This window comes from Streptococcus sp. HMSC36C04 (genome assembly GCF_001839535.1).
Taxonomy (GTDB): Bacteria; Bacillota; Bacilli; order Lactobacillales; family Streptococcaceae; genus Streptococcus; species Streptococcus hominis.
This window is the reverse complement of the sequence record NZ_KV841588.1, coordinates 63,541-89,702: the sequence shown is the minus strand read 5'-3', so window position 1 is coordinate 89,702 and position 26,162 is coordinate 63,541. Positions and strand designations below refer to the sequence as shown.

27 protein-coding genes and 2 pseudogenes are annotated in these 26,162 nt (G+C 38.9%); all 29 read right to left on the bottom strand.

Going from position 1 to position 26,162, the window contains the following annotated elements; translation table 11 throughout:
- Window positions 1–120 precede the first annotated feature (120 nt).
- Window positions 121–828, bottom strand: coding sequence for a B3/B4 domain-containing protein (locus tag HMPREF3249_RS04555; RefSeq protein WP_049534082.1), 708 nt, complete (start codon window positions 826–828; stop codon window positions 121–123).
- A gap of 10 nt (window positions 829–838) precedes the next feature.
- Window positions 839–1,289, bottom strand: a pseudogene (locus tag HMPREF3249_RS04550) (MarR family winged helix-turn-helix transcriptional regulator).
- Window positions 1,290–1,360: 71 nt separating this feature from the next.
- Window positions 1,361–2,269 carry a YihY/virulence factor BrkB family protein gene (locus tag HMPREF3249_RS04545; protein WP_003042389.1) on the bottom strand — a complete coding sequence of 303 codons (909 nt, stop codon included), beginning with the start codon at window positions 2,267–2,269 and terminating at the stop codon, window positions 1,361–1,363.
- A gap of 50 nt (window positions 2,270–2,319) precedes the next feature.
- Window positions 2,320–3,177 carry a methionyl aminopeptidase gene (locus tag HMPREF3249_RS04540; RefSeq protein ID WP_059220696.1) on the bottom strand — a complete coding sequence of 286 codons (858 nt, stop codon included), beginning with the start codon at window positions 3,175–3,177 and terminating at the stop codon, window positions 2,320–2,322.
- A 24-nt stretch (window positions 3,178–3,201) separates the two neighbouring features.
- On the bottom strand, window positions 3,202–4,479 hold the full coding sequence (spxR, locus tag HMPREF3249_RS04535) for a CBS-HotDog domain-containing transcription factor SpxR (protein WP_059220694.1): 1,278 nt from the start codon (window positions 4,477–4,479) through the stop codon (window positions 3,202–3,204).
- A complete protein-coding gene (locus tag HMPREF3249_RS04530) occupies window positions 4,472–5,023 on the bottom strand; it encodes a GNAT family N-acetyltransferase (protein ID WP_049533965.1) in 552 nt (183 codons plus the stop codon). Before HMPREF3249_RS04530 ends, spxR begins: the two co-directional genes overlap by 8 nt.
- A 78-nt stretch (window positions 5,024–5,101) precedes the next feature.
- Window positions 5,102–6,361: a UDP-N-acetylglucosamine 1-carboxyvinyltransferase gene (locus HMPREF3249_RS04525; RefSeq protein ID WP_049533963.1), complete on the bottom strand. Its 1,260-nt coding sequence runs from the start codon at window positions 6,359–6,361 to the stop codon at window positions 5,102–5,104.
- Between the two features lie 357 nt (window positions 6,362–6,718).
- Window positions 6,719–7,912 (bottom strand): methionine adenosyltransferase, encoded by a 1,194-nt coding sequence (gene metK, locus HMPREF3249_RS04520; protein ID WP_022525427.1) that lies wholly within the window; start codon window positions 7,910–7,912, stop codon window positions 6,719–6,721.
- 266 nt (window positions 7,913–8,178) lie between these two features.
- A complete protein-coding gene (locus HMPREF3249_RS04515; protein WP_070497022.1) occupies window positions 8,179–9,456 on the bottom strand; it encodes a dihydroorotase in 1,278 nt (425 codons plus the stop codon).
- A gap of 12 nt (window positions 9,457–9,468) precedes the next feature.
- The gene (locus HMPREF3249_RS04510; RefSeq protein ID WP_049533957.1) at window positions 9,469–9,939 is read right to left on the bottom strand and encodes an NUDIX hydrolase; all 471 of its coding nucleotides are present in this window, start codon (window positions 9,937–9,939) and stop codon (window positions 9,469–9,471) included.
- 36 nt (window positions 9,940–9,975) lie between these two features.
- Window positions 9,976–10,629, bottom strand: coding sequence for a uracil-DNA glycosylase (locus HMPREF3249_RS04505; RefSeq protein ID WP_049533954.1), 654 nt, complete (start codon window positions 10,627–10,629; stop codon window positions 9,976–9,978).
- Between the two features lie 23 nt (window positions 10,630–10,652).
- Window positions 10,653–11,639 carry a Gfo/Idh/MocA family protein gene (locus HMPREF3249_RS04500; protein WP_059220690.1) on the bottom strand — a complete coding sequence of 329 codons (987 nt, stop codon included), beginning with the start codon at window positions 11,637–11,639 and terminating at the stop codon, window positions 10,653–10,655.
- Window positions 11,640–12,182: 543 nt separating this feature from the next.
- The gene (locus tag HMPREF3249_RS04495) at window positions 12,183–12,869 is read right to left on the bottom strand and encodes a DUF805 domain-containing protein (protein ID WP_224785099.1); all 687 of its coding nucleotides are present in this window, start codon (window positions 12,867–12,869) and stop codon (window positions 12,183–12,185) included.
- Window positions 12,870–12,949: 80 nt separating this feature from the next.
- Entirely contained in the window at window positions 12,950–15,178 is a 2,229-nt protein-coding gene (locus tag HMPREF3249_RS04490; protein ID WP_059220688.1) for a DNA internalization-related competence protein ComEC/Rec2, read from the bottom strand.
- Complete coding sequence (locus tag HMPREF3249_RS04485) at window positions 15,162–15,866, bottom strand: helix-hairpin-helix domain-containing protein (RefSeq protein WP_049533946.1); 705 nt, start codon at window positions 15,864–15,866, stop codon at window positions 15,162–15,164. The genes HMPREF3249_RS04490 and HMPREF3249_RS04485 overlap by 17 nt, the downstream gene beginning before the upstream one ends.
- Before the next feature lie 181 nt (window positions 15,867–16,047).
- Entirely contained in the window at window positions 16,048–16,515 is a 468-nt protein-coding gene (gene smpB, locus HMPREF3249_RS04480) for an SsrA-binding protein SmpB (protein WP_049533944.1), read from the bottom strand.
- Complete coding sequence (rnr, locus tag HMPREF3249_RS04475) at window positions 16,478–18,811, bottom strand: ribonuclease R (protein WP_059220686.1); 2,334 nt, start codon at window positions 18,809–18,811, stop codon at window positions 16,478–16,480. Before rnr ends, smpB begins: the two co-directional genes overlap by 38 nt.
- Before the next feature lie 91 nt (window positions 18,812–18,902).
- Complete coding sequence (gene secG, locus HMPREF3249_RS04470; RefSeq protein ID WP_003024744.1) at window positions 18,903–19,136, bottom strand: preprotein translocase subunit SecG; 234 nt, start codon at window positions 19,134–19,136, stop codon at window positions 18,903–18,905.
- A gap of 39 nt (window positions 19,137–19,175) precedes the next feature.
- Window positions 19,176–19,325 (bottom strand): 50S ribosomal protein L33, encoded by a 150-nt coding sequence (gene rpmG / locus HMPREF3249_RS09205; protein WP_003024746.1) that lies wholly within the window; start codon window positions 19,323–19,325, stop codon window positions 19,176–19,178.
- Window positions 19,309–20,514, bottom strand: coding sequence for a multidrug efflux MFS transporter (locus HMPREF3249_RS04465; protein ID WP_180363194.1), 1,206 nt, complete (start codon window positions 20,512–20,514; stop codon window positions 19,309–19,311). Before HMPREF3249_RS04465 ends, rpmG begins: the two co-directional genes overlap by 17 nt.
- Window positions 20,515–20,530: 16 nt before the next feature.
- Complete coding sequence (gene coaE / locus HMPREF3249_RS04460) at window positions 20,531–21,124, bottom strand: dephospho-CoA kinase (RefSeq protein ID WP_049533939.1); 594 nt, start codon at window positions 21,122–21,124, stop codon at window positions 20,531–20,533.
- Window positions 21,125–21,127: 3 nt separating this feature from the next.
- The gene (gene mutM, locus HMPREF3249_RS04455; protein WP_059220683.1) at window positions 21,128–21,952 is read right to left on the bottom strand and encodes a DNA-formamidopyrimidine glycosylase; all 825 of its coding nucleotides are present in this window, start codon (window positions 21,950–21,952) and stop codon (window positions 21,128–21,130) included.
- 7 nt (window positions 21,953–21,959) lie between these two features.
- Entirely contained in the window at window positions 21,960–22,403 is a 444-nt protein-coding gene (locus HMPREF3249_RS04450) for a GNAT family N-acetyltransferase (protein ID WP_059221317.1), read from the bottom strand.
- An 8-nt stretch (window positions 22,404–22,411) separates the two neighbouring features.
- On the bottom strand, window positions 22,412–22,936 hold the full coding sequence (locus HMPREF3249_RS04445) for a mycothiol transferase (protein ID WP_059220682.1): 525 nt from the start codon (window positions 22,934–22,936) through the stop codon (window positions 22,412–22,414).
- Between the two features lie 52 nt (window positions 22,937–22,988).
- A complete protein-coding gene (locus HMPREF3249_RS04440; protein WP_049533934.1) occupies window positions 22,989–23,459 on the bottom strand; it encodes an NUDIX hydrolase in 471 nt (156 codons plus the stop codon).
- A gap of 2 nt (window positions 23,460–23,461) precedes the next feature.
- Window positions 23,462–24,154, bottom strand: a pseudogene (locus tag HMPREF3249_RS09640) (alpha/beta fold hydrolase).
- A 96-nt stretch (window positions 24,155–24,250) separates the two neighbouring features.
- Complete coding sequence (gene era / locus HMPREF3249_RS04425) at window positions 24,251–25,150, bottom strand: GTPase Era (protein ID WP_003024769.1); 900 nt, start codon at window positions 25,148–25,150, stop codon at window positions 24,251–24,253.
- A gap of 67 nt (window positions 25,151–25,217) precedes the next feature.
- Entirely contained in the window at window positions 25,218–25,622 is a 405-nt protein-coding gene (locus HMPREF3249_RS04420; RefSeq protein ID WP_003029873.1) for a diacylglycerol kinase family protein, read from the bottom strand.
- Window positions 25,603–26,100: an rRNA maturation RNase YbeY gene (gene ybeY / locus HMPREF3249_RS04415; protein ID WP_003024775.1), complete on the bottom strand. Its 498-nt coding sequence runs from the start codon at window positions 26,098–26,100 to the stop codon at window positions 25,603–25,605. Before ybeY ends, HMPREF3249_RS04420 begins: the two co-directional genes overlap by 20 nt.
- Window positions 26,101–26,162 lie beyond the last annotated feature (62 nt).

The following is a 26,162-nucleotide window of genomic DNA, read 5'->3' as shown; positions in this document are numbered from 1 at the left end:
TTTTGTTGCACTATATTTTACAATTTATCATTTAAAAATAAATCAACGAATTAAAAAGACAAACCTACCTCAATGGTGGTTTGTCTGCAATTTCAAAGAGCTTTAAGGCTCTTTTTTTTCTTAAATGTCTACACTTGGATTGTCAATTGTTAGATGAGTGATTTCTCCTTTGACTCCAAAATAATCTTCAACCAAACTTTGCAATTCCTGCATAGCCGCTTGCGCGCGTTTGGCTTGATCTTCATTGATAGCCTCGATGACTAGTACTGCGTCCGTTGTGCCTTCAGTCAGCATTGTCCGTTGCGCTTCCCGCCAGTTAAAGCAGCGACAAACCGCTCCTTCATTATCATAATAGATAATCTCTTCTGGAAGAGCTGGTGCATCCGTCTCTGCACCAAGTGGAAAGAAGGGTTCGCCTCCTTGCGCTTTTCCAAGATGCAACCCTCCTTGAATCTTAGCAACATCTTCACCACCACAAGGAACGGCATAGGAAAGTGATACACTATTATAAATATCCACCAATGGATTGATTGGATTGAACTCACGACCTTGACTTACCCTTTTTAAAAGAGCTTCAATAGAAGAACGCGCACCTTTTTTAGTTTTAAACTTACTAAAAGCACCACGCCATTCTTGAATCACGTCATTTTGCGTAAAGGTTTCATCTACGATAAAATCTTCTGCACGCTTGCTTCCCTTGTCTAACAAAGATTTAAAATAAGGGTCTTTGCTTTCGTCAACGCTATTATCCAAACCTTTAACAACCATAATGCTAATTTGCGCTTGAGGGAATAATTCCCAAAATTCATTTTCAACTGTGACTTTCATTTTACACCTCTCAATAATTTCTTTTTTGTCCTTTTTTAACCAATTCCCAATCATCAGTAATATTCTGTCGCACCTTTGCTAACATATCTTCTAACATTTGGGCGTCTTCTTTTGAAAATCCTGTCAAAGCTTGCTGCTCAGAATAAATGTGCTCTGCTAAGATAAACGGATAAAGTTTTTTTCCTGTATCCGTCGCAAAAAGCTCTTTATTTTTTAAATTTCCAGCTGCACTTCTTCTTTCAATCAAACCTTTATTCTCTAATTTTTTGACGGAGCGAGCAACGGTTGACCGATCAACTTTCAGCAAATCCGAAAGTTCTTCTTGAATAATACCGGGATTTTCTACGATACGAACCAAATAAAGATACTGCCCTTTGGCCAAATCAACATGGCGAAATTCAATATTCGCCATTGAATCCAACGCTCGGGCGATAATACCAAATCTCTCGCAAAATCGTCATATTGCCTCCTTAAGCAATATTTTGCCACATTTTATTGCAAATGCAATAAAATAACCACAAAAAAAGAAGTTTCATTTGAACTTCTCTTTATTTTTTATAAGTCTCGTTGTCAGTTGTTTGTGTCTCGTTTCAAATTCTTTTTCGTGACATCCTTGGTAACTTGCATTTAAGATTGCCCCAATAATCATAATTTGGGCAATGAAGGTAAACCAAATCATGACGACGACAACAAAAATGGAACTAAAAAATCGAACATCCATTAAGTGATTTACATAAGTGTCCAAATAAACAGAAAATAAATTTAACAATACCCCAATCGTAAAAACTACAAAAATCGTTCCTGGCAGAACATAGCGGATTTTCCTGATTTTTACATTGGGTAAAAAGTAATAAAGCATCAGTAAAGAAAGAAACAGCAAGGTGTAAATAGTCGGCTGGGTCATTCTTTGTAAACTGGCATATAGTTGATCGTCAAACTCCCAAAAGCTATGAAGCAAGCGAAGCGACATTCTCCCAAACATTGTCAGTAAAAGAGACAAGGCAAAGAGAAATTGCAACCCCAAGCTAATGACTAAACTAAATAATCTATGTGATATCAGACCTCTATCTTTTGCAACACCATAAGCTTTATTAAATGCTTTTTGCAAAAATGACATTGATTGTGAAAATGCCCATAGAGCCGAAAGGATAGAAAAACTCAACAAGCCAGAAGAAGGCTGAGTTAGCAAATTTCGGGTAACCTTTGCAACGACTTCATACAGCGATTCAGGCAGAACATCTTCCATTGCTTCCAAAAATTCTGCTATCGGAATTTGAAAATAAGGCAATATATTCACAACAATCAATAGCAACGGAAAAATCGAAATTAGCAAATAATATGCCACCGCAATGCTTGTCAAATCAATTTCTGATGCTTGATAAAATTTAAAAAAGGATTGTAAAAACGGGTTCTGTCCAATCTTAGAAACAAACTTTTTCATCTCGTCTCCTACTAGAATACAGAGCAAAAAGCCCCTTTCCATTCTTATTTTTAATAAGTTCCTTCTTCTCCTTGGCTGGTTAAGATAACAGGACCATCTTTGGTAATCACAAATTGATGTTCGTATTGACAAGAAAGTCCACCGTCCAGCGTTTTGTGAGCCCAACCCGTTTCAAAATCTGTGTCAATCTCCCAAGTACCTGTTGAAATCATCGGCTCAATTGTCAAAACCATGCCTTCACGAAGACGCAATCCGCGTCCAGCACGTCCGTAATGAGGCACCATTGGCTCTTCGTGCATGGTTGGTCCAACACCGTGTCCTACCAAGTCACGAACGACACCATAGCCATGACTTTCCGCATACTCTTGAATCGCTGCACCAATGTCACCAATTCGATTGCCAACTTGAGCAGCTTCAATTCCACGATAAAGGCATTCTTTTGTCACGTCCATCAGTTGGTGCACTTCTTCACTCACTTGACCAACTGCATAAGCCCAGCAAGAATCCGCAACACCTCCACGGAAATTTTCTGTATAGTGTTTCATCTGCTCTACATTGTTGAAATCGAGTTTAGAAACATCCAATTCTGCTTTATCAACCAAGCCAACAACCATATCTACTTTAATTAAGTCACCTTCAACTAATTTTTGGTGGCGTGGAAAAGCATGTGCCACTTCGTCATTCAATGAGCAGCAAGTGGCATAAGGGTAGTCCATGATGCTCCCTTCTACACCAATTTGAAGCGGAAGAGCATTATCTTCCTGACAACGTCTGCGGACGTATTCTTCAATTTCCCACATGTCAATACCTGGCTTAATCAAATCCCTTAAACCGATATGAATACTGGCGAGAAATGCACCGCTTTTTTCCATTAAATCAATTTCACGTTGTGATTTTAAAGTTATCATTCTTTCTCCTTAATATCTGAGGTATTAATTTATTTTTACTGTAATTGTTGCTTTTGCAACCAGTTGAAGTTTTAGGTAAATATCGTAATCCAAAATAGCAGAATGCCGTGTTTGTCGGACAATTCTTGGTCGAAGCGTCAAAGTTTCATCAATCTGAACAGCTTGCAAGAAATAAATCATCATCTGCTCAATAATAATATTTTTCTTGCCAGATGTCATGTATTGATGTGTTGCTGTCGTTAAAATCTCTGTTAGAATCCCGTTAGATAAAACACCGTTACTTTCTAACATAAAAGGTTCCACAACAAAAGAAAATTCATTGTTGATATGACGAAGTTTTTGAGAGACTTGGTCACTAAAAGTCGGTAGGCTGGAGATTTGTTCCCGACTCATTTTTTCCATGACATCGCGACGCGTAATGACTCCAAGAAGAGTTTGATTGCTCCGAATGACTGGCACCATTTCAAAGTCTTCTGTAATCATGCGCTGGCTAACATTGGCAATGCTGGTGTTTAAAGTAACGGCATAGATATTTTTTGTCATAACTTTGTCCAAAATAGTGTGAGGAGACTTGTCACCAGTATCACGCATAGTCACCACGCCAACGACCATATTATGCTGATTAACAACAGGAAAACGACTGCTACGGTTTTTCCGAACCAAATCCATAAAATCACGAACGGTATCTGTATCTTTTAAGAAACCATACTCATGACTACCACGATAAACCTGTTCCACGGTTAAAATATCTGTTTTGATCTGCATGTTGGATAGAGCACGATTGATAATCGTTGCAACTGTAAAGGTATCATGTTGGGATCTTAGAACAGGAATGCTTAAGCGGTTCGCCAATTTTAAAACATCAGAACTCACTTCTAAGCCACCCGTCACTAAAACAGCATTTTCATGCTTCAAAGCCAATAACTGAATACGGGTGCGGTCTCCAATAATCAAGAGACCTCCTTCCGTTAAGTAACGCAAAAGATTCTTCTCGGTCATTGCCCCGATTGAGAATTTACTGAATTCCTTTTCAAGTCCGTCTTGACCAGCTAAGACTTCTGATCTCGTAATTTCAGCAATTTCTTTAAATGTTAAGTGCTCCAGCTCTACTTTGGGAGATTTTACGCGAATCGTGCCGCTACGAGGACGTGTTTCTACCAATCCACGATTTTCAGCTTCTTTAATCGCACGATAAGCAGTCCCCTCGCTTACTCCTAAATAATTGGAAATACTGCGTACACTAACACGCTTTCCTACTGGTAATTCTTCCAAATAAGCGATAATTTCTTGATGTTTACTCATGAAAGTCTCCTTTTTCATAGCAAAACTCTAAATAATCCCGCATTTTACGTGTATAACGGTCGCTCCCCTTGAACTGCCGCCTACAAGAAAATCCTGTCTTCTCGGCAACTCTTTGGCTGGCTTTGTTTTCCAGATGAGTTATAATATAAAGTCGCTTCAAATCAAACTGTGTAAATGCCAAATAAACAATATTTTTGACGCACTCAGTCATCAGACCATGTCCCCAATAATCATGCCGAAGAAAATAACCAAGCTCTGCTTCGCCCTTGATTTCGTCTATCTTTTCAAATTTGATAGATCCGATCATTTTCTCAGAAGCTTTATCACAAATCGCCCAAATTCCAAGAGGATGTTTCATAAAATAATTAGCCAATACATGTTGGCTTTCTTGTAAATTAGCCTGCACAGGAAAAATGAAGCGTAGATTTTCAGGATTGGAGGCAATTTTATAAAAATCTTCACTATCCATAAAGGAAAATGGACGTAATACTAAATGTTCTGTTTCTATAAAGGCGAATTCCGCCAATTTTGTCCACAAATTCATATCTTACCTCTAAAGATAAGACCCAGTTGGTACGCCAACTGGGCTATTTCACCTCATCATGTCAACGTTGTTTCGAATCTATTCTTCGACAAGCTGAATATCTGCTCCTAAACTCGTCAACTTTTCAATAATATTTGAATAACCTCGTAAAATAAATTCTACATTTGTAATTTCGGTTTTTCCATGAGCTAGCAAGCCTGCAATTACAAGAGCTGCTCCTGCCCGCAAATCAGTCGCTTTGACCGCTGCACCTTGCAATTGATTAGGCCCTTCATAAACAATATGATTGGTACTCGTTGAAATCTTTCCTGCCATTTTTGCTAACTCAGGGACATGATTTACTCGCTTTTCATAAATCGTATCAATAATTAAGCCACGTCCTTTAGCTGTCAACAAAAGTGGCGTAATAGGCTGTTGCAAGTCTGTAGCAAAGCCTGGATAAGGAGCCGTCTTAATATTGATTGCTTTCAAATCATGTTGCTTTTCGACATACACACTATCTTCAGAAACAGTCATGCGGACTCCCATTTCTTCTAATTTCGCAATAAAGCCTTCTAAGTGTTCATAAAGGACATTGTTGATTTGCACACCTTCACCAATTGCAGCAGCCATTGAGATATAAGTTCCTGCTTCAATTCGATCTGGAATGACTTGATGACGAGTACCATGAAGTTTGTCAACACCTTCAATGACAATAATATCCGTACCAGCTCCTCGAATGTGTGCTCCCATATTATTCAAAAGTGTTGCTACATCAATGATTTCAGGCTCACGAGCCGCATTTTCAATAACGGTGCGCCCTTTTGCTTTTACTGCTGCAAGCATGGTGTTAATGGTAGCTCCGACACTTACTGTATCCATGTAAATACTAGCTCCATGAAGCCGCTCGCCACCTGTCGAAAGGTTCATGGAATTTCCCTCATAGGTCATGGTAGCCCCCATAGCTTCAAAAGCTTTGATATGCAAATCAATCGGTCGAGGTCCCAAATCACAGCCACCAGGCAAGCCAACTGTTGCTTCGCCATAGCGTCCAAGCAAACTGCCATAAAAGTAATAAGAAGCACGCAAGCTATTGATTTTACCATAAGGCATAGGCATATTTTTTATCCCACGAGGATCAATTTTCAGCGTATCGTCTTGGCGCTCAACAGTAGCTCCCATAGCTTCCATAATGTCAATCAAACTCACAACATCGGAAATATCTGGCACACAGTCCAATGTCACGATTTCATCGGATAAAATTGTTGCCGGAATTAAAGCGACTACGCTATTTTTAGCACCACTAATAGTCACCTCTCCTTTTAAGGGGCGACCACCATTAATTACAATTTTTTTCATTTTTAGCTCTTTCAAGGAATTTATAATCAAATATACTGCACTTTATTATAACACAGTTTCTGTGAAAATCCTATCCTTTTAAAGAAATCTCTTTTAACTTGTTATTCTTGTTATATAATGATTACAAAACTCTTTTATTTTGGTGGCATTCTAAAAAGAGCGGGACAAAAATCAATTTTGTCCCGCTCCTCAAAATGATAACTAGATCCGACAATCTAGGGAACTGCTGGAGTTTGCAGATAACACTAATATAATCGGCACAAATAAATACGTTTTAAGTCAGATTGCAACTGCGGCTGATTATAAAATGCCTCATAAAAAATTTATAAACAAGAGACTTGTATCCTAACTTCTTCTTTATTTTGCAACAACTGCTTTCAAAGCATCTACTTTATCAAGTTTTTCCCACGGCAGGTCAATATCTGTACGTCCCATGTGCCCATAGGCAGCAGTCTGACGGTAAATTGGTCGTTTCAAATCAAGCATTTGAATAATACCCGCTGGACGAAGATCAAAGATTTGTCGAACTGCTTCTTGAATCTTGCTTTCTGAAACTGTACCTGTGCCAAAAGTATCAATGCGGACTGATACTGGATGTGCGACTCCGATAGCATAGGCTAGCTGAACTTCTGTTTTCTTAGCTAATCCTGCTGCAACAATATTCTTGGCAATATAACGCGCTGCATAAGAAGCGGAACGATCGACTTTTGTGGCGTCTTTTCCAGAGAAAGCCCCACCTCCGTGGCGTGCATAACCGCCATATGTATCAACGATAATTTTACGTCCAGTTAAACCAGAATCTCCTTGAGGTCCGCCAATAACAAAGCGACCAGTTGGATTGATGAAAAACTTACTTTTTTCATCTAAATACTCTGCTGGAACCACTTCTTTAATCACCTTTTCAATCACATCTTGATGAATCTGCTCATTGCTTACTTCTGGGTCATGTTGAGTGGAAATAACAACAGTATCCACACGTATAGGTTTGTCGTTTGCATCGTATTCAACCGTTACTTGAGATTTTGCATCCGGACGAAGATAGGAAATTTCTCCAGATTTGCGAAGCTCTGCTAAACGACGGACTAATTTGTGACTGAGAGAAATAGGCAACGGCATTAGTTCAGGTGTTTCATCTACAGCAAAACCAAACATCAGCCCCTGATCACCGGCACCAATCAAATCAAGCGGATCTTGTTCAGCATTTCCACGAATTTCAAGGGCTTCATTTACCCCTTGAGCAATATCTGGTGATTGCTCAACAAGCGACGGATGCACCCCCACCGTTTCTGCTGAAAAACCATATTCAGCTTTTGTATAACCAATCTCTGCAATTGTATCGCGAACTATGCGGTTAATATCCACATAAGCATTTGTGGATATTTCCCCAAAAACATGGACAGAGCCTGTATAGACAGCTGTCTCAGCAGCCACATGAGCTTCTGGATCCTGCTCCAAGATAGCATCTAAAATAGCATCTGAAATTTGGTCTGCAATCTTATCTGGATGTCCTTCAGATACAGATTCAGACGTGAAAAGTTTACGTTCTGACATATTCATGTCCCCCTTTTAATGAAATATTCCCTCCTAAAAATTCTATTATTGCTAGGAAGTTACTTGAAAATCTGTAAACAGACTTACGTTAAAAAGTTACAAAGCACTAGTCTCTATGGTTAATATTTAACCTTTGACTACCTTTTCGGGACTATTTTAACTTCTCTATTGTATCATTTTTTATCCTAATAAACAGAAAATTTTCTAAAAATTATAAGAAATTTAAAATACAATAAGGTTGAAAAACACTTCCAACCTTATGCTTGTTATGATGATTTGCTTCCATAGACAATTTGCCCATCACAGATCGTATAGTGAACAACACCTTTTAATTTTTCACCGATAAATGGTGAATTAGCCGCTTTTGAGGCGAAATCTTCTGTTATCATGCGTTCGGCATTTGCATCAAAAATCGTGAGATCGGCTGGACCATTCTCAGCAAGATAGCCCGCTTCAAAATCATAGAGTTGCGCTGGGTTAATTGTCATTTTTTCCAGCAACTGCATGAGTGTCAAATGACCTGCTTCCACCAAATAAGTCAAACCAAGCGAAAGTGACGTTTCTAGACCTGTCATACCAGACGGTGCTTTGGTGATGTCTTTTGCATTCTTTTCATCAGCGTGATGAGGTGCATGGTCTGTCGCAATGACTGAAATAACTCCAGACTTAAGTCCTTCAATGACAGCTAAACGATCTGATTCCAAACGAAGTGGCGGGTTCATTTTGGCATTGCTACCTTTTAACAACAATAGCTCTTCTGTCTTAGAAAAATGCTGGGGCGCTGCTTCTGCTGTTACGTGAGTGTCCAATCGCTGAGCGAATTCCACGACTTTCACACTTTCTGCTTTTGATAAATGCTGGATATGAATATGAGTATTGGTTGCATGAGCAATCATCACGTCACGCGCAATCATACTATATTCAGCGACCCCAGTCGCACCGCAAAATCCAAAATGTTCTTTGGCAATCTGTTCATTAAATCCAAGGATACCATTGAGTTCTGGATCCTCTTCGTGAAGGCAGATAAATGTACCATTTTTGTCAGCTTCTTCCAAAGCTTCGCGTACCACTTTTGTACTTTTTAATGGAATTCCGTCATCTGAAAAACCAATAGCTCCCGCTTCCAAAAGCGCTTTGAAATCTGTCAAATGCTGTCCATCAAAATTCTTTGTAATGGTCGCGACAGACTTAATATGAATGTTTTCACGATGGGCAGATTCTATTACTTCTTTCAACGTCTCTACTGTTGAAATCGTTGGAGTGGTATTTGCCATCATGACAACCGTTGTAAATCCACCCGCTGCCGCAGCTAAAGCACCCGTATGAATGTCTTCTTTATGCGTCTGACCAGGTTCACGAAAATGAACATGAATATCAATCAGCCCTGGCGCTACCACCAATCCAGTCGCATCAATCACCTGAGTATGTTCTGCCTTCAAATCCTGACCAATTTGAAGAATTTTTTTATCCTGAACTAGGACATCGCAAACCTTATCAAAACCAGATTTTGGATCCATAACGCGACCATTTTTAATTAACAACATGCACTTTTCTCCTTATTCTCCATAAAAATCAACATGACTCTCCACCAACTTCTCTCCTTTGTAAGAAAATTTAGCCGAGAAGAATGGTTTATCTTCTAAAATCCAAGATAGAAACGTATAATCTCCTTCCCAAGTTGACTTGGATAAGATTTCTTCATAAGGTACCCATTCCAAAGTACCTTCATCGCAGTCAATCAGTTCTCCCTCAAATTCTGTCGCTTTAAATACGTACGTGTACCAATCATTATCAGGTGTAAAATCTGGAAACGTGATAATACCTTTTAATATTGGCTTATTGACTCGCAAGCCTGTTTCTTCTAAGATTTCTCTTACAGCACACTCCTGCGGCGTTTCACCTTTCTCTAACTTACCCCCAACACCAATCCACTTACCAGCATGGACATCATTAGGCTTTTTATTTCGATGTAGCAATAAAAATTCTTTGCCGTTGTCAATGTAGCAAATCGTTGCTAATTTAACCATTTTTCTCCTTTCAAAAATACCACTATATAAAACTACTTACAATAACCAATTTATCGGTTCTATCCCTTGAGACGTTAGAAAGGCATTTGTTTTAGAAAAAGGTTTGCTACCAAAAAATCCACGATGAGCAGATAAGGGACTCGGATGAGGAGATTCTAAAATGAGATGTCTAGGATTAGTGATCAAGGCTTTTTTCTTGCGTGCATAAGAGCCCCAGAGTATAAAGACAACAGGTGTATCTTTTTCATTGACAACCTTAATCACAGCATCCGTAAACGGTTCCCAGATTTGACCGGCATGTCCATTTGCTTGCCCAGCAGGAACGGTCAAACTGGCATTCAGCAGCAAGACTCCTTGCCGTGCCCAAGGTGTCAAATCATGAGATTCTTTGATGCCAATGTCATCTGCTAACTCTTTCAAAATATTTTGAAGAGAAGGCGGTGCTGGAATATCATCTGGTACTGAAAAGCTCAGCCCCTGCGCTTGACGCAGACCATGATAGGGATCTTGCCCCAAAATCACTACTTTTACATCTGCTAAATCCGTCGTCTGAATCGCATTAAAAACTTTTTCACGCGGTGGATAGATTGTGCCTGATGAATAAACTTGATTTAAAAAATAATTGATTTTACTAAAATAGCCGTCAGGCAATTGTTGCTTAATCAAACTATGCCAAGCTGAGTGTTCCATTGTTTCTCCTCTTTCATACTCGATTACTTTTCTTCCTCAGGATAGGTCATTCCCCATTCTTTTCGCAAATCCGTCATCATTTTCATGACATCACGGCTGTAATCCAAATGCATCTCATTTTTGTCGCCAGCTACTGCCGCTTCCATATCAAGAACCTCATACATTAAAGCTTCGCTCGTCTTTCCAGCTTCAATGACTTCTTGATGCCCATCTTCAGTATAAGTAATAACCGCCTTTTGCCCTCTAGGATATTCATACATTTCAATGTAGCCCTTATCATAAGCAATTGTTCCACGCTTGGGCTGTTTAGCATGAAGACTCAAGGTCAAAGTCGCCATTTCTCCTTGGGCATTCGTTAGAAGAATCCCTGCTTGCTCGTCAACGCCTGTTGGTGCAAATTTTACTTGCGAAAGGACTTGATGAGGGCTAGATGTCATAAACCACCGAACAAATGACAAGGCATACACGCCAATATCTAACAGTGCACCGCCTGCAAGCTGACGATTAAAGAAACGATTGGTCATATCGTATTCTTTGTAACTACCAAAGTTCATTTGAATCATTTTTAAATCACCCAATTGACCACTAAAAATGATGTTGTTCAATTGTCGATAGATTGGCATGTGGTAAATCGTCATCGCTTCTGCCAAAACGACGTGTTCTTGCTCGGCTAATAAAACCGCTTCTTCCAATTCTTCTGAATTGAGCGTAATGGACTTCTCGCATAGAACATGTTTTCCGTTTTTTAATGCTTTTCGTAAAAAATCAATATGCGTATTATGTGGCGTGGAAATGTAAATAATATCCACATTTTCGTCCTTAAATACGTCATCAATCTGATCATAAACTTTTTCAATACCGTATTTTTGTGCAAAGTCCAAGCCTTTCTGATGTGTTCGGTTAGCAACAGAATAGAGCTTTCCACCTAGCTGCTGCAAAGCCTGTGCCAATTCATTAGCAATCACACCTGTACCTAAAGTTGCCCAATTATAGCGTACCTTATTTTCCATGGTCATTCTCCTATCTACATAATTATCTTTATCATACCAAATTTTCCTTCATTTAGCTGACTTTTTGTGTAGAAATCAATTGCTTTAGTGAAAGAAAAGTAGTACTTCTTTTCAACGTTTAAACCAATCTTTTTTTACATTCAAAAGAAATCTAACATAACTCTCTACAGGCGACATACATTATCTCAAATAATATAAAAAGATTCACCTGTGTTATAATGAAGACAGAAAGGAAGTTTATTATGTGGTCTTGGTTTATTGTATTTTTACTTTTGATTATTGCTTTATTTTACTTTTCAAATATCATAATAAAAACTATTATCGGATTTGGATTATTTATTTTTGCGATTGCTATCATTTGCCTTATCATTGATTTTCACAATGATCCAAATAAAGACTAAAAATTGGCTTAAATAGGTCATTTTTCTAATGGGATAAATAAGATGCAAGATTGGCTTATTCAGGAGTAAATCCTAAAAATGTTATTAAAAAAAATCGTCATTTCTAAAAAACACCCCAATACATTATTGGAGCATTTCTAGTTTAGTTATCTTCAGAGATAGCTGAGTCCAACTCTTTCTCATCTGATTGAACAACTTGTTCTGGAGTTTCAGTGGTAATCGCAGATTCTTGTTGAGGTTGAGTTGGTGTTATTTCAGGTTCAACTGCTTGTTCTTGTGGTTGAGTAAATTGTTGTGCTTGAACAGATTGTTGCTGAGGTTGTGCTTGTTGCGTTGTAAATTGTCCTTGGTAAACCATAGGTTGTACTTTAGTTGGCATACAAAGTAGGACAATTAAAGCGATAGAACATGGTAACATAGCAACGGCAGCCAAAATATTTAAAATTGGAACCCACATCAAAAGTATAGGACCTGCATATAAAAAGATAAATGCCCAATGATAGCCAGCATCCCGCAAACGACGCACAATAATCGCCAAATTTGGGATTAAAGTTGCTATCCCAAATAAACTCAATAAAACAAAGACGAAAAGTGTAGAACCTAATCCAGCTATAAAGACGCTTGGATCAAAACCACTCCCTCCTTCATAGTAAGCTGCTTGTTGAATAGCACTGAAAATCGCTGTCATAATCGCTCCAAAAGCTATTATCACAAATGGAAGGGTAATTAAAGCATTGCATAAAACAGACCACCAATAGTCAGATCTAGTTGATTTTCCTTCAAAATCAGCATAGTGAGTCCAAAATTTTTTATAAGCGGTAAACATCATAAATCTCCTAATTTTTAAATTTTTAATAGAATACCATACTTTTCCTAATAAATCAACGGAAATTAATTTTTAGAGAACAATTACTTGACCATCTCTAATCGCCAGTTTGTCCACCCTGAAAATTTAACTGCCCCTTGTTCATCTGTCCGATAGAGTTTAGCAGGCAATTGTGCAAATCGCTCTATTGTATCTTGACTAGGTTGCTTAGATTGATTATTTTTCTCAACAGAAATGAGCGCAACCGTTGGTTCTATTTTTTGCAAAAATTTTGAACTTGATGAGTCCTTGGCTCCATGCTGTCCGACTTTCAAAACATCTGTTTTCAACTTTGGATAATGCTGCATTAACTTTGCTTCGCCCTCTTCTTTCAAGTCGCTCGCAAATAAAAATCTTGTACGGAAAAACTGACCATATAAAACGATCGAATGGTCGTTCTTGCTAGCACCCGAAAGAACTTGCAAATGATGATCAAAAATAGGAAGTTTGTCACCTTGTTTTACGACATGAATGAATGTATTTGTCTCCCTTAATTTCTTTAGGAAATCTGCATTGCTCAAGCTACTTCTGGAAATATAAATTTTCTTTATTGCAAATTTTTTAGCAACTTCTAATACATCTCCTGCATAATCTGGATTAGGATTTGTTAAGACTAAAGTATCAATCATATCTATGCCACGACTTTTTAGGTAAGGAATCAAAGTTTTCTCTGCATTTGAGCTAGTTGCTCGTTTTTGCCAAGCTTCTTTTGTTCTAATTTCCTCACGTCCACCAACATCAATCAATACATTTCGTCCTTTCCAGTCTCTCAGAAAAATACTATCTCCCTGCCCAACATCAACCATTGTGATCTCATTTTGCAAGGGAAATTTATTTATGAAAAAGAGTAATGAAAGAAGCAGACTAAGAAATATTACCCATTTTTTATTTTTTCTAATATCATACAAAATAGCCAGTACAAGTAGCATAACAATCAGCAAAAGCGGACTGGGTTGCCCAAAAACGATTGGTCTGCCAAAGACACTTGCTATCCAACGAATGCTATTTTCTAACCCTTCAAATAGAAAATTGACCTGAGTTAGCTTTATCAAAGGCGAAAAAAGAAAAATCAACGTCAATCCTGGCAACATCATTGCATCGAAAATCAGTGAAAAAACAAATGTCAACAAAATAGACCAAGGTTGAAATTCACCAAAATAAAAGATTAGAATCGGTAAAACACCAAGCGAAATGACACTGCTCTCTACAACAATGTTTCGCCAAGAAGTCAGACTTTCAAAATCTATCACACTAATAACAAAAGCATAGGCGCAAGAGAGAACTCCTCCCGCCGTTAAAAGAAAGGAAGGCATAATCAAGGACAATATCATCATCGTTAAAGCAAAATTATCTAACTTAGTGATACCATGTTGCGACAATAATTTCTGAACTAAGCTCCGTACAACGGATACTGAAAATCCAGTCATTCCCGCATAGAAGAAAGAAAATGGATATTGGCATTTATGAACCATTTCCTGTGTAAGACCCAGCCTTAACAGCAACTTACGAAAACCCTCCATAAAAAAGCCAACTTGCATGCCAGACAGCGCAAATAAATGAATAATCCCCAAGCTAGAGTAAAGATTGTTCATTTCATCGAAGTCTGTATCCAAGGCACCAAATAAGAGTCCTGTCATGTAATTACTCATCGGATTTGGAAAATGCTTCTTGATAAATACTAGAGCTTTTCTTCGCCAGCTAGAAAGCCACTCACAAGGGTGCAAGCTGATTCGATCTTGGCTCGATAAAATGGTATCCACTTTTAAAATTCGATAAATCCCTTGCGTTTTTAAATAGGATTGGTAATCAAAACCAGCAAAATTACGCTTCTTCTCAGGGATTTCAAATTCCCCTTCAACGGTCAATATAACCAGACTAGAGAGATTTTGAAAAGCCAACTGTTCTTCCTTTGATTTCAATTTGTAGTAAACTTGATAAGTCTGCCCATTTGTTTTACCACGGAAAGAAAGTGAATCTCCATTTACCTTAATCGTGTCAGGTAGAACTGCTACTTGTCTTACGGGAGAGGGTTCTACTTTCGTCTTCTGCTCTACCATTTCCCTACGAACAAAGAAAAAACCAGCAAAACAAGAGAGGATCATGAAGGTCATGAAACATTCTTTCGGTGAATAAAAGCGAAAAAGACGAATCACCAGAAAGATAAAACCAAGACAAGCTAACCAACTACTTTGGTAGATTGCAAAATATAACCAGACAAGCAAAAAAGCTATGTAAATTGGCTTAATCGGAAATCTTTTAATCCACTGTGACATATTCTTTCAATTTTTCTAGTGTTTTGGCACCAACTCCTGATACATTTTTCAGGTCATCAACTGAATTGAATTTCCCGTTTGCCTCACGATAATCTAAAATATCTTGCGCACGTTTTTGACCGATGCCAGAAATGGTCTGCAACTCAGATAAATCAGCTGTATTTAGATTGACCTTATTCCCTTTTTGCGATGCGACTTTACTAGTTCCTGACGTTGAAGATTGTCCTGTTCCGCTTGCAACACTTGTCGCATTCTCGCCAACAGTTGCCACATAAACAACAGCTTCATCTGTTAGTTTTTGCGCCAAATTGATAGACTTGCTGTCAGCGTCTGTCGTTAAACCACCCGCTTTTTGAATTGCATCATTGATACGGCTAGTCTTTTTCAGTTGATAAATACCTGGATTTTTGACTGCACCCTTGACATCTACGGTTAAAAATTCTGATTCTTCACTTGAACTCGTTTGAGTCTCTGCTTTTTCTTTCTGTGAGTTTTTCTTCGTTCTAGTTGAAATTTCTTTTGATTCTGCCTCCGAACTCGTAACTGTTTCCTGTGCGAGCTCTGCTACATTTGATTGTCTACTAGATTGACCATTTATCATAAAAAATCCTGCTATTATCAAACCAATCAGGCTTAAACCAACTAAAATTTTATACTCTTTTATTTTTGTGATGATTACCTCTAACATTTTTCCTCCTAAACTGAATGAAAATTTACTTTATCTGTTTATTCGTAAAATAAATAAAAAGGCTGAAAAATTTTTTCAGCTTTTGCCATGTTAGAAAAGGGTTTTTGAGAAAGATTGACCAATCAACTACCTCGAACTACTAAAAAATCGGAAACAACTTCCGATTTTTATATCTTGTACATTATCTCACATTATAAGCCTTCATCGTCCGAGCAATGTCTCTATTTTGCTCACGACGTTTAACGGATTCACGCTTATCATAGTTGTGTTTCCCTTTAGCCAATCCTAAAAGTAACTTGGCATAACCGTCCTTAAGATAAACTTTGAGGGGAACCAAAGTCATTCCAGTTCCTTTCGTTTCCTGCTCTAATTTCTGGATTTGCTTTTTATGCAATAGCAATTTTCTCCTACGTTCAGGATCTTGATTCCAGATATTGCCCTCTTCATAGGGAGCGATATGAACATTACTGAGCCAGACCTCTCCGTTTTTGACTTGAGCAAAGCCGTCTTTCAGGTTAATTCGTGCAGCCCGCACACTTTTGATTTCAGTTCCGGTCAGAACCATGCCTGTTTCAATCGTATCAATAATGGTATAGTCGTGTCGTGCTTTTTTATTTTGCGCTACGACCTTTCCTTCTCCCTTTGCCATTCTTGCATCCTTTCTTTACCACTTCTTTATAAAAGGGTTTCTTGCCCTTGTTTTTCTTTGATTTCTTATCCCTAGAAACTTTTCCTTTCGGAGACTTGTCTCTTCGTCCTCTGTTATCTTGATGCGACTGTTGATGCCTATCACGATTGGATTGCTTTCTCTTTTCAATCACATCATATTCACTAGGTAGGTATTCAAAGTCAATCTCTCCCGTAGCCTTATCAGCCCGAACTAGCTTAATGTGAATCTGTTGACCGACACGGAAAACAACACCTGACTTTTCGCCCTGCAAAGTTAGATTGCGTTCATTGTAGTGAAAAAATTCTGGCAAGTTGGTTACATGAATCAAGCCTTCAACTGTATTGGGGAGTTCAACAAAAAGACCAAATTTAACAACACTAGACACGATACCGTCAAATTCTTCTCCGACAAACTCTTCCATAAACTCAGCCTTTTTCATAGCTTCTACTTCTCGCTCTGCTTCAATAGCTCGCCGTTCCCTGCTGGAAGACTGACTGGCAATATCTGGAATGACTTGCTCAAAATGCTCTGCTATTTCCTTAGAACAGCCATAATCACGCACCATGCGATGAACCAAAAGGTCTGGATAACGGCGAATCGGACTAGTAAAGTGCGTATAAAACTCGGCAGCTAGGCCATAATGACCGTGGTTGTGCTCTGAGTAACGAGCCTGCTGCATGGAGCGCAAAAGCATCATAGACAGCACTTCTTCATAAGGCTGACCGTGGACTGCTTTCATAATATCCTGAAGGGCAGATTGGCTCATAGAATTAGCAGTTCCGTAAACTCGAACGCCAAAAGTAGAAGCATAATCAATAAACTTCTGCACTTTCTCAGCTTTAGGTTCTTCATGAATCCGATAGATAAAGGGCAGGTTTAATCTAGCAAAATGCTCTGCTACTGTTTCATTGGCGACTAGCATAAAGGACTCAATCATACGCTCCGAAAGTCCACGCTGCCGCAAAACAATATCTACTGGACGCCCAGTCTTATTGACCAAAATTTTAGCTTCTTTCGTATCAAAATTAAGAGCTCCGCGCTTGTATCGCATCCGCTCAAGAATTGCATGAAGTTCCGCCATTGCTTCAACACTCGGTAAAATTGCTTTAAAAGCTGCTCGTTTTTTCTTATCTCCTGCAATCATGTCATTCACATCGCTATAGGTCATACGAAAAGTGGTTTTAATGATTGTTTGTGTAATGGTATGCTTGACAACTCGACCTTTTTGGTCAATCTCCATGATAGCCGATTGCGTCAGTCGATCTACATTAGGATTGAGCGAGCAGATGCCATTTGATAGGCGTTCAGGCAGCATAGGTACTACTCGATCCGTCACATAAACAGATGTTGCTCGATTGAGCGCTTCCTTATCTAATTCAGAACCTTCTTGAACATAGTAAGAAACATCTGCAATATGAACTCCCAGTTCAAAATGTCCATTTGATAGCTTCTTGATATGAACTGCATCGTCCAAATCTTTCGCATCTGCCCCATCGATGGTAAAGGTAATTTCATTACGTAGATCTAAACGTCCTTCTAAATCCTTTTCAGACAACGTCTCTGGAATCGTTGATGCTTCCTTCAACACTCTCTCTGGAAACTCAGACACAATGTCCATGGACTCCAAAACTTCCAGAACATCAATCCCTGGATCATCCTTATGACCGACCACATCTAAAACAGTAGCTACAAAATAGTCATGCTTTCTAGTTGGATATTTATCAATCTCTACTTTTAAAATCTCTGTTCCATCCAAAACCAAAGCAGGCTTCTTGATATAAATAGGTTGACTGATTTTCTGATTTTTTGATCGAATATAGCCAGCATACTTAGGCTTCTCTTCGTCTAAGATAAGCTGACCCACTGCTGTTTTTAAGCTGTGTTCCAAAATATCAATAACCTTCGCTTCAGCAGATGTTCCCTTGCTGCGATCTGCAACCTTAGTAATTGCAACTTCTACCGTATCACCATCAATCGCATAGTTGACATCATTGCGACCAATAAAAAGATCATCCTCTTCTTCATTTAAGGTAACAAAGCCAAAGCCATTTTTATGGGCATGAAAGGTTCCTTTCAAGGTAAGCATTTGCTTTTCTTTGTGAAGCTGGATTTTGCCTGCATTGCTAAAGCTCAACTGACGTTTTCGCTCCATTTCAGAAATCGTTTTAACTAGGTTTCTAAAGTCTTTTGCCTTTTCTTTCCCTAACCCCTGCGCCAGTTCATCTATGCTAGCTTCTTTTTTCTCTCTTAAATAGCTTAAAATTTCTTCTTTCATTCTTTCCTTTTCTCTTATGTTTTCTAAACTTTAAGTTGCCTTTTCTCATCTACTACAGAAAAAATAGGCAAAGACAAAGTCAGAGCCCATTTTATTTACTAGATAAGATTGTCAGCATTAGTGCAATCAACAACCAAAAGAAAACCATCACTCCCGTCAAACGCTGCATAACTGCTTCAAAGCCTCTTGCTTTTGGTCGTTCAAACAAATCTCCTGCACTTGCGTCAAATACATTACTTGATTGATTTTTTGTAGGTTGCATAAAAATTGCAATTAAAATAAATACTGATAAAATCAATAAAATGGTTAATAATAAATTATACATATCAAACTCCTTAAAATCTCATCTATTTTACCATAAAATTTATTTTGATTCAAGATGTAAGGTCACTTTTCTTTCCTTAGGACAATACTTTAAGACTTCAACTTTCTCTGGATGAGTCTTCATATTTTTGCTTGTTAAATAATTCTGACTGCCACAACTTGAACATTTTAAATTAATCTTTACCCGCACTGATTTCTCTCACTCCTAAATACTTTCTAAAACTAAATAATAAAAAGAAAAAATTCAATAATGCTAAGCCTGCTGTACTATAGAAAACCCAATGATAGCCAAAATGTACAGAAATCATTGAGCCCATTAGAGGACCAATAACACCTCCAATATAGAAGAATGTTTGATTGTAACTAAAAATTCTGGAAATACCTTCTTTGGGAGTGATTTTATTTAGCAGAGAGCTAACTCCAGGCAAAAGCGCCCCCGTTCCCAGACCAAACAGGAAACGATAAATTCCCAATTCAAGCGGCGTACCAGCCCTCGCACAAAAAATATAAATAACAAAACTATACAAGAGAGCCAGCAAGAGCAAACGGTGGTTTCCTATTTTATCCCCTAATTTTCCTAACCAACTAGAAGAAAATATACTTGAGACCCCCATAGCTGAAACGATTGCACCAGATACTAGCAGCAGATTTTCTTTTTGCCCTAAAGAACGGATATAAAGCGTCAGAATAGGGGAAATGGACTGCCCAATCATCTGAATCACCATGCTAGTAATGAACAAACCAAAAAGGATTGATTTTTGAGGAATTCGTTGAAATAGTTGCTTGGTCGAAACTTCTTTTTCCTTAGAAACAGGATGAAAATCTTCTTTTATCCCAAAAATGGTCCACAAAGTAACAACAAACAAGAAAAATCCAACCAAAAGGAAGACATTTCTCATTCCCAAACTCTGAGCAATCATTCCTCCTAAAAGAGGTCCCATCAGCGTCCCCGCTACGACACCTGTTGACAATGTTCCCAAAGCATATCCAGAGTGCTTTTTAGGCGCTTGACTAGCAATCAATGCCGTGCTATTTGGTACATAACCAGAAAACACCCCATTTAACAGTCTCAATACAATGAGCCAAAATACATTTGGCACAAAAGCCAAGCCTCCCATGGTAAAAGTCATTGCAAAAGCAGCTCGAATCATCATTGGTTTGCGACCGTACCTATCAGCTAAACTTCCCCATACAGGAGATAAAAGAGCGGCTGTCAAAGCTGTGCTCGAAACCGCCAAACCTGAATAAAATTCAACCATGGAGCCTCTAGCACCTAATTCTTCCACATACAAAGACATAAAGGGAACAACTAGTGACAGGCTAGCACCTATAAAAAAGTTCCCCAGCCAAGCAATCCATAAATTCCGTTTCCAATTCACTTGATTCTTAATAAAATCATCTTCTTTCTTTGTCTAAAAATGCCTGCACCTGCTTTAAAGTAGCCGAAAGCGCACCATTATTGTCAATCACAATTTCAGCTCTTTGTCTTTTTTCTGCCAAAGAAAGTTGGGCTGCTATGCGTCGTTGAGCCTCTTCTTGACTAAGATTATTTCGAGTCATTAAACGTTCTAATTGAGTATCTTTACTCACATCTACTAGCCAAACTTGGTCAAACCAATCTTCATATTCCTGTTCAAATAAGAGTGGAATATCCATAAAGAAAAGCTCTTCTGTTGCTGCCAATTGCTCACGTTTTAAAGCTAATTCTTCTCGAATAATATTATTTTGTAAGCGACTGGACTTCTCTAGTAAATTGGGACGACTAAAGAGAAGAGCTCCTAGCTTTTTTCGATCCAATTGACCGTCTGCCAATAAAATTTCTGTTCCAAATTCTGACAACAGAACTTGATAAAGTCGACCTCCCGGTTTCTGCAATTCATGGACCACCTGATCCGCATCAATGACCTGATAGCCCTTTTGCCTGAGATAATTTGTGACTGTCGATTTGCCAGAAGCAATACCGCCTGTAATTCCGATTATTTTTGCCATGTCCTACCTCATTTTTTGACAATGTGGACAAAGGTGAGTTCCACGACCAGCTAGTTTGATTTTTTCAATTTCGTGACCGCATCTAGTACAAGGTTGACCTGTTTTTCCATAGACTTGCAGGAAATCTTGCATGGTGCCGTCTTCTCCCAACGCATTGCGGTAGGTGCGAATGGTTGAACCGCCTTTTTCAATACCTAACTGCAAGTCTGCAATAATCTGCTTGCGTAATTCCTCTGCTTCTCCAGCAGTCAAACTTTGAGCTGCTCTTGCCGGATGAATCTGCGCCCGCCATAATACTTCATCTACATAGATATTGCCAAGACCAGCTACTAAAGTTTGATCCAACAGGTAAGGTTTAATCAATTTCTTAGATTTTTTCAGAGCGGTTTCAAATGGCAGTAAATGAAAATCTGATTCAGTCGGTTCTGGTCCTAGCTTTCGCTCAGTAAAATAGGATGTTATTTGTTCTTTTCTCAACAACTCCATCGTGCCAAATTTCCGAACATCCTGATAAACGAGGCTGCTGCCATCTGTAAAATGAAAAATTACATGAGAATGCTTCGTCAACTGGACCTCTTCAGGATAGAAAAGATACTTTCCTTCCATGCGCAAATGCGAAATCAGCACCCAATTCGTCAAATAAAAAATCAGATACTTGCCCCGACGCCCAACAGCATCAATGCTTTGCCCCGGTAATTCTAAGACAAAAGGATCTGCCCCCGTTCCAATCATCCTGGCATAACGGACATCTACCTTTTCAATCTCTTTTCCTTTAACCAGCCGCTCTAAACCACGGCGTACCGTTTCTACTTCTGGTAATTCGGGCATAAAATCTTTATCCTTTCTTATCCAAATGTAACATATAATGCACCGTTCGACTTATTTCTTCAAATCCTGTCTTCTTGTGAAAAGCTTGACTGACTGCATTGTCTATATCACAATCTGAAGCTAGCTGAGATGCTCCTTTTTCTGTCGCCCACGACTGAGCAAAGTCAAGAAGCTGAGTAGCGATACCATGTCTTTGAAAAACAGGTGCTACCGCTATGCCTTCAATATATGCGACAGGAAGTTGCTCTGCTCCTTCCACATACTCCGAACGCATAGATAAGCTGACCCAAGCAACGGCTTCTCCTTCTATGTAGTACAAAAATTCATTAGGAAATTTTCCTTCAGAAAATGCTGCTAGTAATTTCTTTTTCTCTGTCTTCCAAGCTAAATGAACAAAGTAAGCCCAGTCAGCTAGATGAGATTTTTCGACCGCTCGAACTTCCCCTACCATTACCTTTTTCAATCTTCTCTTCCTAGCAGGCGGCGAGCATAGATTGCCTGACCTGAATGCATAGCAGCATCGTCGATGATCGATACTAAACGATTCCCACGCTTAACTGCTGGAGTCCAATTCTCATCAACAACATCTTCCAAACTGTCTTCATTCACCTCTGATAAATAAGCAATTGTTGCCGCAACCGCATCAGACAGATAGCCTTTGAGCAACTCAATATCTGTCACCACAACTTTATGCGCTTCTTGAGGAGTATGGTGCCAATCTTCCGTATCATCTAGCAAATCCAAGGCAAACTTTTTCTTCCAACCTTTAGAGAACCAGACTGGCTCGGTCTTAGCTAAATCAGCAATCTGAAAATCCAGCTCCCGCGCCGTATGCCAAGTCAGCCAAGTCACAGACTTAATGGACGGAACTGTATTTGCAACCGGAAAAGCATTTACTTCTTCCACAGATAAATTATCCAGCACCGATAAAAAACGCTCCTCGACTCGTTCCACGTTTTCTACTAAAAGATTTACAAATTCCATTGCCCTACCTCCTTAAAAAATTAAACTAATCACTGATTATGGCAATCTCAACTCAATGTCCCATCGCAAAGTTGTCATCAAAATACTCAGCTAACATCAGGCGATGCTTACTACTCACAGATTCTAATTTCTCAATTTCTTCCTTAGAAAAGAAACGCAGGCGTAGAGTTTCTTCATTGTGAAAATCTGCAATATTCACTGGTGAAACAGCCGTCAGCTCATAGATAAAAACAACCGTCTGCACCGCATCACCATTCGGATAAACTTCCTCGAAATTACTGTAAACATTTAGAAAACGAGTAGCTTCTACCTCAATGCCTGTTTCTTCAAAAAACTCACGCTTAGCAGTATCAAGAGTGGACTCACCAAGTTCCATTGCTCCGCCTGGAATAGCCCATGTTTTCTTATCACCGCGTAGTTGTAACAGCACGCGTCCCTCGTCATCTGCTAAAATACCGCCAGAAAAGGTCAGAATAACCTTGTCATGCCCAACCTTTGATCGAATATAAGAAATGTAGTCCATATTTAGAAACCTTTCAATTTATCTGGAAACGATCCGTCTTGAAAAAAGTAACGGAGTAATTGTATATGCGTGCCAATATCACTAAACAACCAAGCATGCCCTTTATTTGGATAATAGGCACAATCACTCAGTCTGTTTTTTCTTGCAAATTCTTTATGAGATTCATGAATAGTCTCAAATTCTTTACCGCCCGAAACAAAGAAAACAGGATTGTCGAAATTTGCAGTAATCCTCAGCAGATTTGCCTGTAACATTGCTCGGCGAAAAGACTTAGCAGAAGCCCTTTGCAAATCCATTATGAACTAACGATAGCTCTCTTCAGGTACACCATCTTTCTGCATCATTTTTGCCATAAGGTTGCCCATTAGCTTAGTGTTTTTTAATAACGACATGATGTAAACACCGGCAATGACTTTGCGGTAGCCTTTTATAGGGTGGTGACAGGCACCGTCAACAATCGCTCTATCAAATAAATCAGCATGTTTTTCCAACAATTTAAGAACGAGACTGCCTCCCAACGATAGTCCAACAAGGTGCGGCTTGCCGTGAGCCCTGTTTTTGATGATATCAGCAATCATTTCTGTAACATCATTAAAATTTGTCCACCCAATGTCGCGACTAGAACCATGTCCAGGCAAATCAACAGCTATACAGTGAAAATCATTTTTTAACTCAGCGATATGATGTGCCCACATCTAACTGCTAGAACCAGACGCATGCAAAAGGACAATACTTTTATCATTTTGGTGACCTTTTTCTGCGACAAATAACGACCTCATCTTCCTCAGCCTCTAATACTCCTTTTTGTTATATCCAAAATCTGCCAAGTCTAGCTTTTTGTCCCGCCAGTTTTTCTTGACTTTAACCCAAGTTTCAAGAAAGACTTTATCACCTAGCATGAGTTCAATGTCGCGGCGTGCCAAAGAGCCGATTTTCTTAAGCATAGAGCCGCCTTTGCCGATGATAATGCCCTTTTGACTGTCTCTTTCCACCATAATGGTAGCGCGGATACGCACTTTGTCAGTCTCCTCATCCCGCTTCATACTGTCAATGACCACCGCCACCGAATGCGGAATTTCTTCACGTGTCAGCAATAAAACCTTTTCCCGAATCATCTCAGAAACCAAAAAACGCTCAGGGTGATCGGTAATCTGGTCAGCTGGGAAATATTGGAAACCTTCCTCTAAGTTTTCACTTAAAATATCAACTAGATGCGAAACATTATTGCCTTGAAGAGCAGAAATTGGCACAACTTCCTTAAAGTCCATCTGCTTGCGGTAATCATCAATCTGACTCAGCAGCTGATCCGGGTGTACTTTATCAATTTTATTGATGACCAGAACAACAGGAACTTTAGCCACTTTTAAACGCTCCATAATCATATCATCACCCTTACCGCGGTTTTCATCGGCAGAAACCATAAAAAGAACTGTATCCACTTCACGCAACGTGCTGTAAGCGGATTCCACCATAAAGTCGCCCAAGGCAGTCTTTGGCTTATGAATCCCTGGCGTATCAATAAAGACAATCTGCTCCTGATCTGTCGTGTAAATTCCCATAATCTTGTTACGAGTCGTCTGAGCCTTATCACTCATGATAGCAATCTTTTGCCCCATAACATGATTTAAAAAAGTAGACTTTCCAACATTTGGACGTCCTAAAATAGCAACAAATCCTGATTTAAAGGTCATTTTTCACCTCGTTTATTCCTTATTAGTCTAATATAAGAAAATCGGAAAGGATTCTCCGATTTTCATGTTAAAAAAGTAAATTCCAAATTTTCGGAACGAAAATAATCAATCCTGTTATAACCGCAAAACCCGAAACAACCAAAACAGCTCCTGCTGCCATATCCTTGGCATTTTTAGCTCGCATGGAAAAGTGATAATCACTAGCTAAATCCACCACATTTTCAATAGCAGAGTTCATAATCTCAAAAGAAATGACTAGAAAAATACTCAAAAAGAGAAAGAGCCACTCTATCGCAGATACCCGAAAAAGCAATCCTGCAAGCACGACCGCAACTGCTGAAACAGCATGATTGCGCATATTGCGCTCTTCTTTGATTGCTGTAAAAATCCCTGTAAGAGCAAATTCTAAACTCGAAATCACATCTCGATTTTTCCATTTGCGTTTATTTGTATTATTGTCTTGTAAGTCCATAAGCAGTCAAAATTTCTTCCTGTAAACCAAACATTTCCGCCTCTTCTTCCGGCGTATAGTGATCGTATCCATTGATATGCAGAAAACCATGTACTGCAAGAAACCCCATCTCTCGCTCAAAACTGTGACCATATTCTTCTGCTTGTTCACGCGCCTTATCTATGGAAATAAAGAGCTCTCCGATATAGGCATCAAAATCCTCTAACATTTCCGCCAGCTCAGGATTTTCTAGTAAATCCTCCTCGTCAATGGCAATGTCCAGCTCAGGCTTGTACTCCAAGCTGATAACATCTGTCGGACGATCTGTATTTCGATATTCCAAATTCAGCTCATGGCTGCGCTCGTTGGTAACAAATGTCACTGCCATTTCTTTTTCTTCTTTGCCAATCTTTTTAGCAGCAAATTCCAGTATATCATGTGTTTGCTTGATGATTTCTTCTGAAACTTGCCCTGTCTCGTCGACCATTTCTATATACATATTACACCCACTTTATTAGTATCACTTCATTATACCATATTTCAGATAGGGATGCCTGATTT

Coding starts and splice junctions, on each gene's coding strand:
- HMPREF3249_RS04450 (WP_059221317.1), bottom strand. CDS start 22,403: ATGGTAGGGGAAGTTCGAGCGGTCGAAAAATCTCATCTAGCTGACTGG.
- spxR (WP_059220694.1), bottom strand. CDS start 4,479: ATGAGTAAACATCAAGAAATTATCGCTTATTTGGAAGAATTACCAGTA.
- metK (WP_022525427.1), bottom strand. CDS start 7,912: ATGTCAGAACGTAAACTTTTCACGTCTGAATCTGTATCTGAAGGACAT.
- HMPREF3249_RS04555 (WP_049534082.1), bottom strand. CDS start 828: ATGAAAGTCACAGTTGAAAATGAATTTTGGGAATTATTCCCTCAAGCG.
- HMPREF3249_RS04530 (WP_049533965.1), bottom strand. CDS start 5,023: ATGAATTTGTGGACAAAATTGGCGGAATTCGCCTTTATAGAAACAGAA.
- coaE (WP_049533939.1), bottom strand. CDS start 21,124: ATGGCAAAAATAATCGGAATTACAGGCGGTATTGCTTCTGGCAAATCG.
- mutM (WP_059220683.1), bottom strand. CDS start 21,952: ATGCCCGAATTACCAGAAGTAGAAACGGTACGCCGTGGTTTAGAGCGG.
- HMPREF3249_RS04490 (WP_059220688.1), bottom strand. CDS start 15,178: ATGTCACAGTGGATTAAAAGATTTCCGATTAAGCCAATTTACATAGCT.
- smpB (WP_049533944.1), bottom strand. CDS start 16,515: ATGGCAAAGGGAGAAGGAAAGGTCGTAGCGCAAAATAAAAAAGCACGA.
- era (WP_003024769.1), bottom strand. CDS start 25,150: ATGACCTTTAAATCAGGATTTGTTGCTATTTTAGGACGTCCAAATGTT.
- rnr (WP_059220686.1), bottom strand. CDS start 18,811: ATGAAAGAAGAAATTTTAAGCTATTTAAGAGAGAAAAAAGAAGCTAGC.
- HMPREF3249_RS04500 (WP_059220690.1), bottom strand. CDS start 11,639: ATGGAAAATAAGGTACGCTATAATTGGGCAACTTTAGGTACAGGTGTG.
- HMPREF3249_RS04440 (WP_049533934.1), bottom strand. CDS start 23,459: ATGGACTACATTTCTTATATTCGATCAAAGGTTGGGCATGACAAGGTT.
- HMPREF3249_RS04510 (WP_049533957.1), bottom strand. CDS start 9,939: ATGGTTAAATTAGCAACGATTTGCTACATTGACAACGGCAAAGAATTT.
- HMPREF3249_RS04495 (WP_224785099.1), bottom strand. CDS start 12,869: ATGATGTTTACCGCTTATAAAAAATTTTGGACTCACTATGCTGATTTT.
- HMPREF3249_RS04540 (WP_059220696.1), bottom strand. CDS start 3,177: ATGATAACTTTAAAATCACAACGTGAAATTGATTTAATGGAAAAAAGC.
- HMPREF3249_RS04525 (WP_049533963.1), bottom strand. CDS start 6,361: ATGAAAAAAATTGTAATTAATGGTGGTCGCCCCTTAAAAGGAGAGGTG.
- HMPREF3249_RS04420 (WP_003029873.1), bottom strand. CDS start 25,622: ATGGACTTACAAGACAATAATACAAATAAACGCAAATGGAAAAATCGA.
- HMPREF3249_RS04445 (WP_059220682.1), bottom strand. CDS start 22,936: ATGGAATTTGTAAATCTTTTAGTAGAAAACGTGGAACGAGTCGAGGAG.
- ybeY (WP_003024775.1), bottom strand. CDS start 26,100: ATGTATATAGAAATGGTCGACGAGACAGGGCAAGTTTCAGAAGAAATC.
- HMPREF3249_RS04515 (WP_070497022.1), bottom strand. CDS start 9,456: ATGTTGTTAATTAAAAATGGTCGCGTTATGGATCCAAAATCTGGTTTT.
- HMPREF3249_RS04505 (WP_049533954.1), bottom strand. CDS start 10,629: ATGGAACACTCAGCTTGGCATAGTTTGATTAAGCAACAATTGCCTGAC.
- secG (WP_003024744.1), bottom strand. CDS start 19,136: ATGTATAATTTATTATTAACCATTTTATTGATTTTATCAGTATTTATT.
- HMPREF3249_RS04545 (WP_003042389.1), bottom strand. CDS start 2,269: ATGAAAAAGTTTGTTTCTAAGATTGGACAGAACCCGTTTTTACAATCC.
- HMPREF3249_RS04485 (WP_049533946.1), bottom strand. CDS start 15,866: ATGTTAGAGGTAATCATCACAAAAATAAAAGAGTATAAAATTTTAGTT.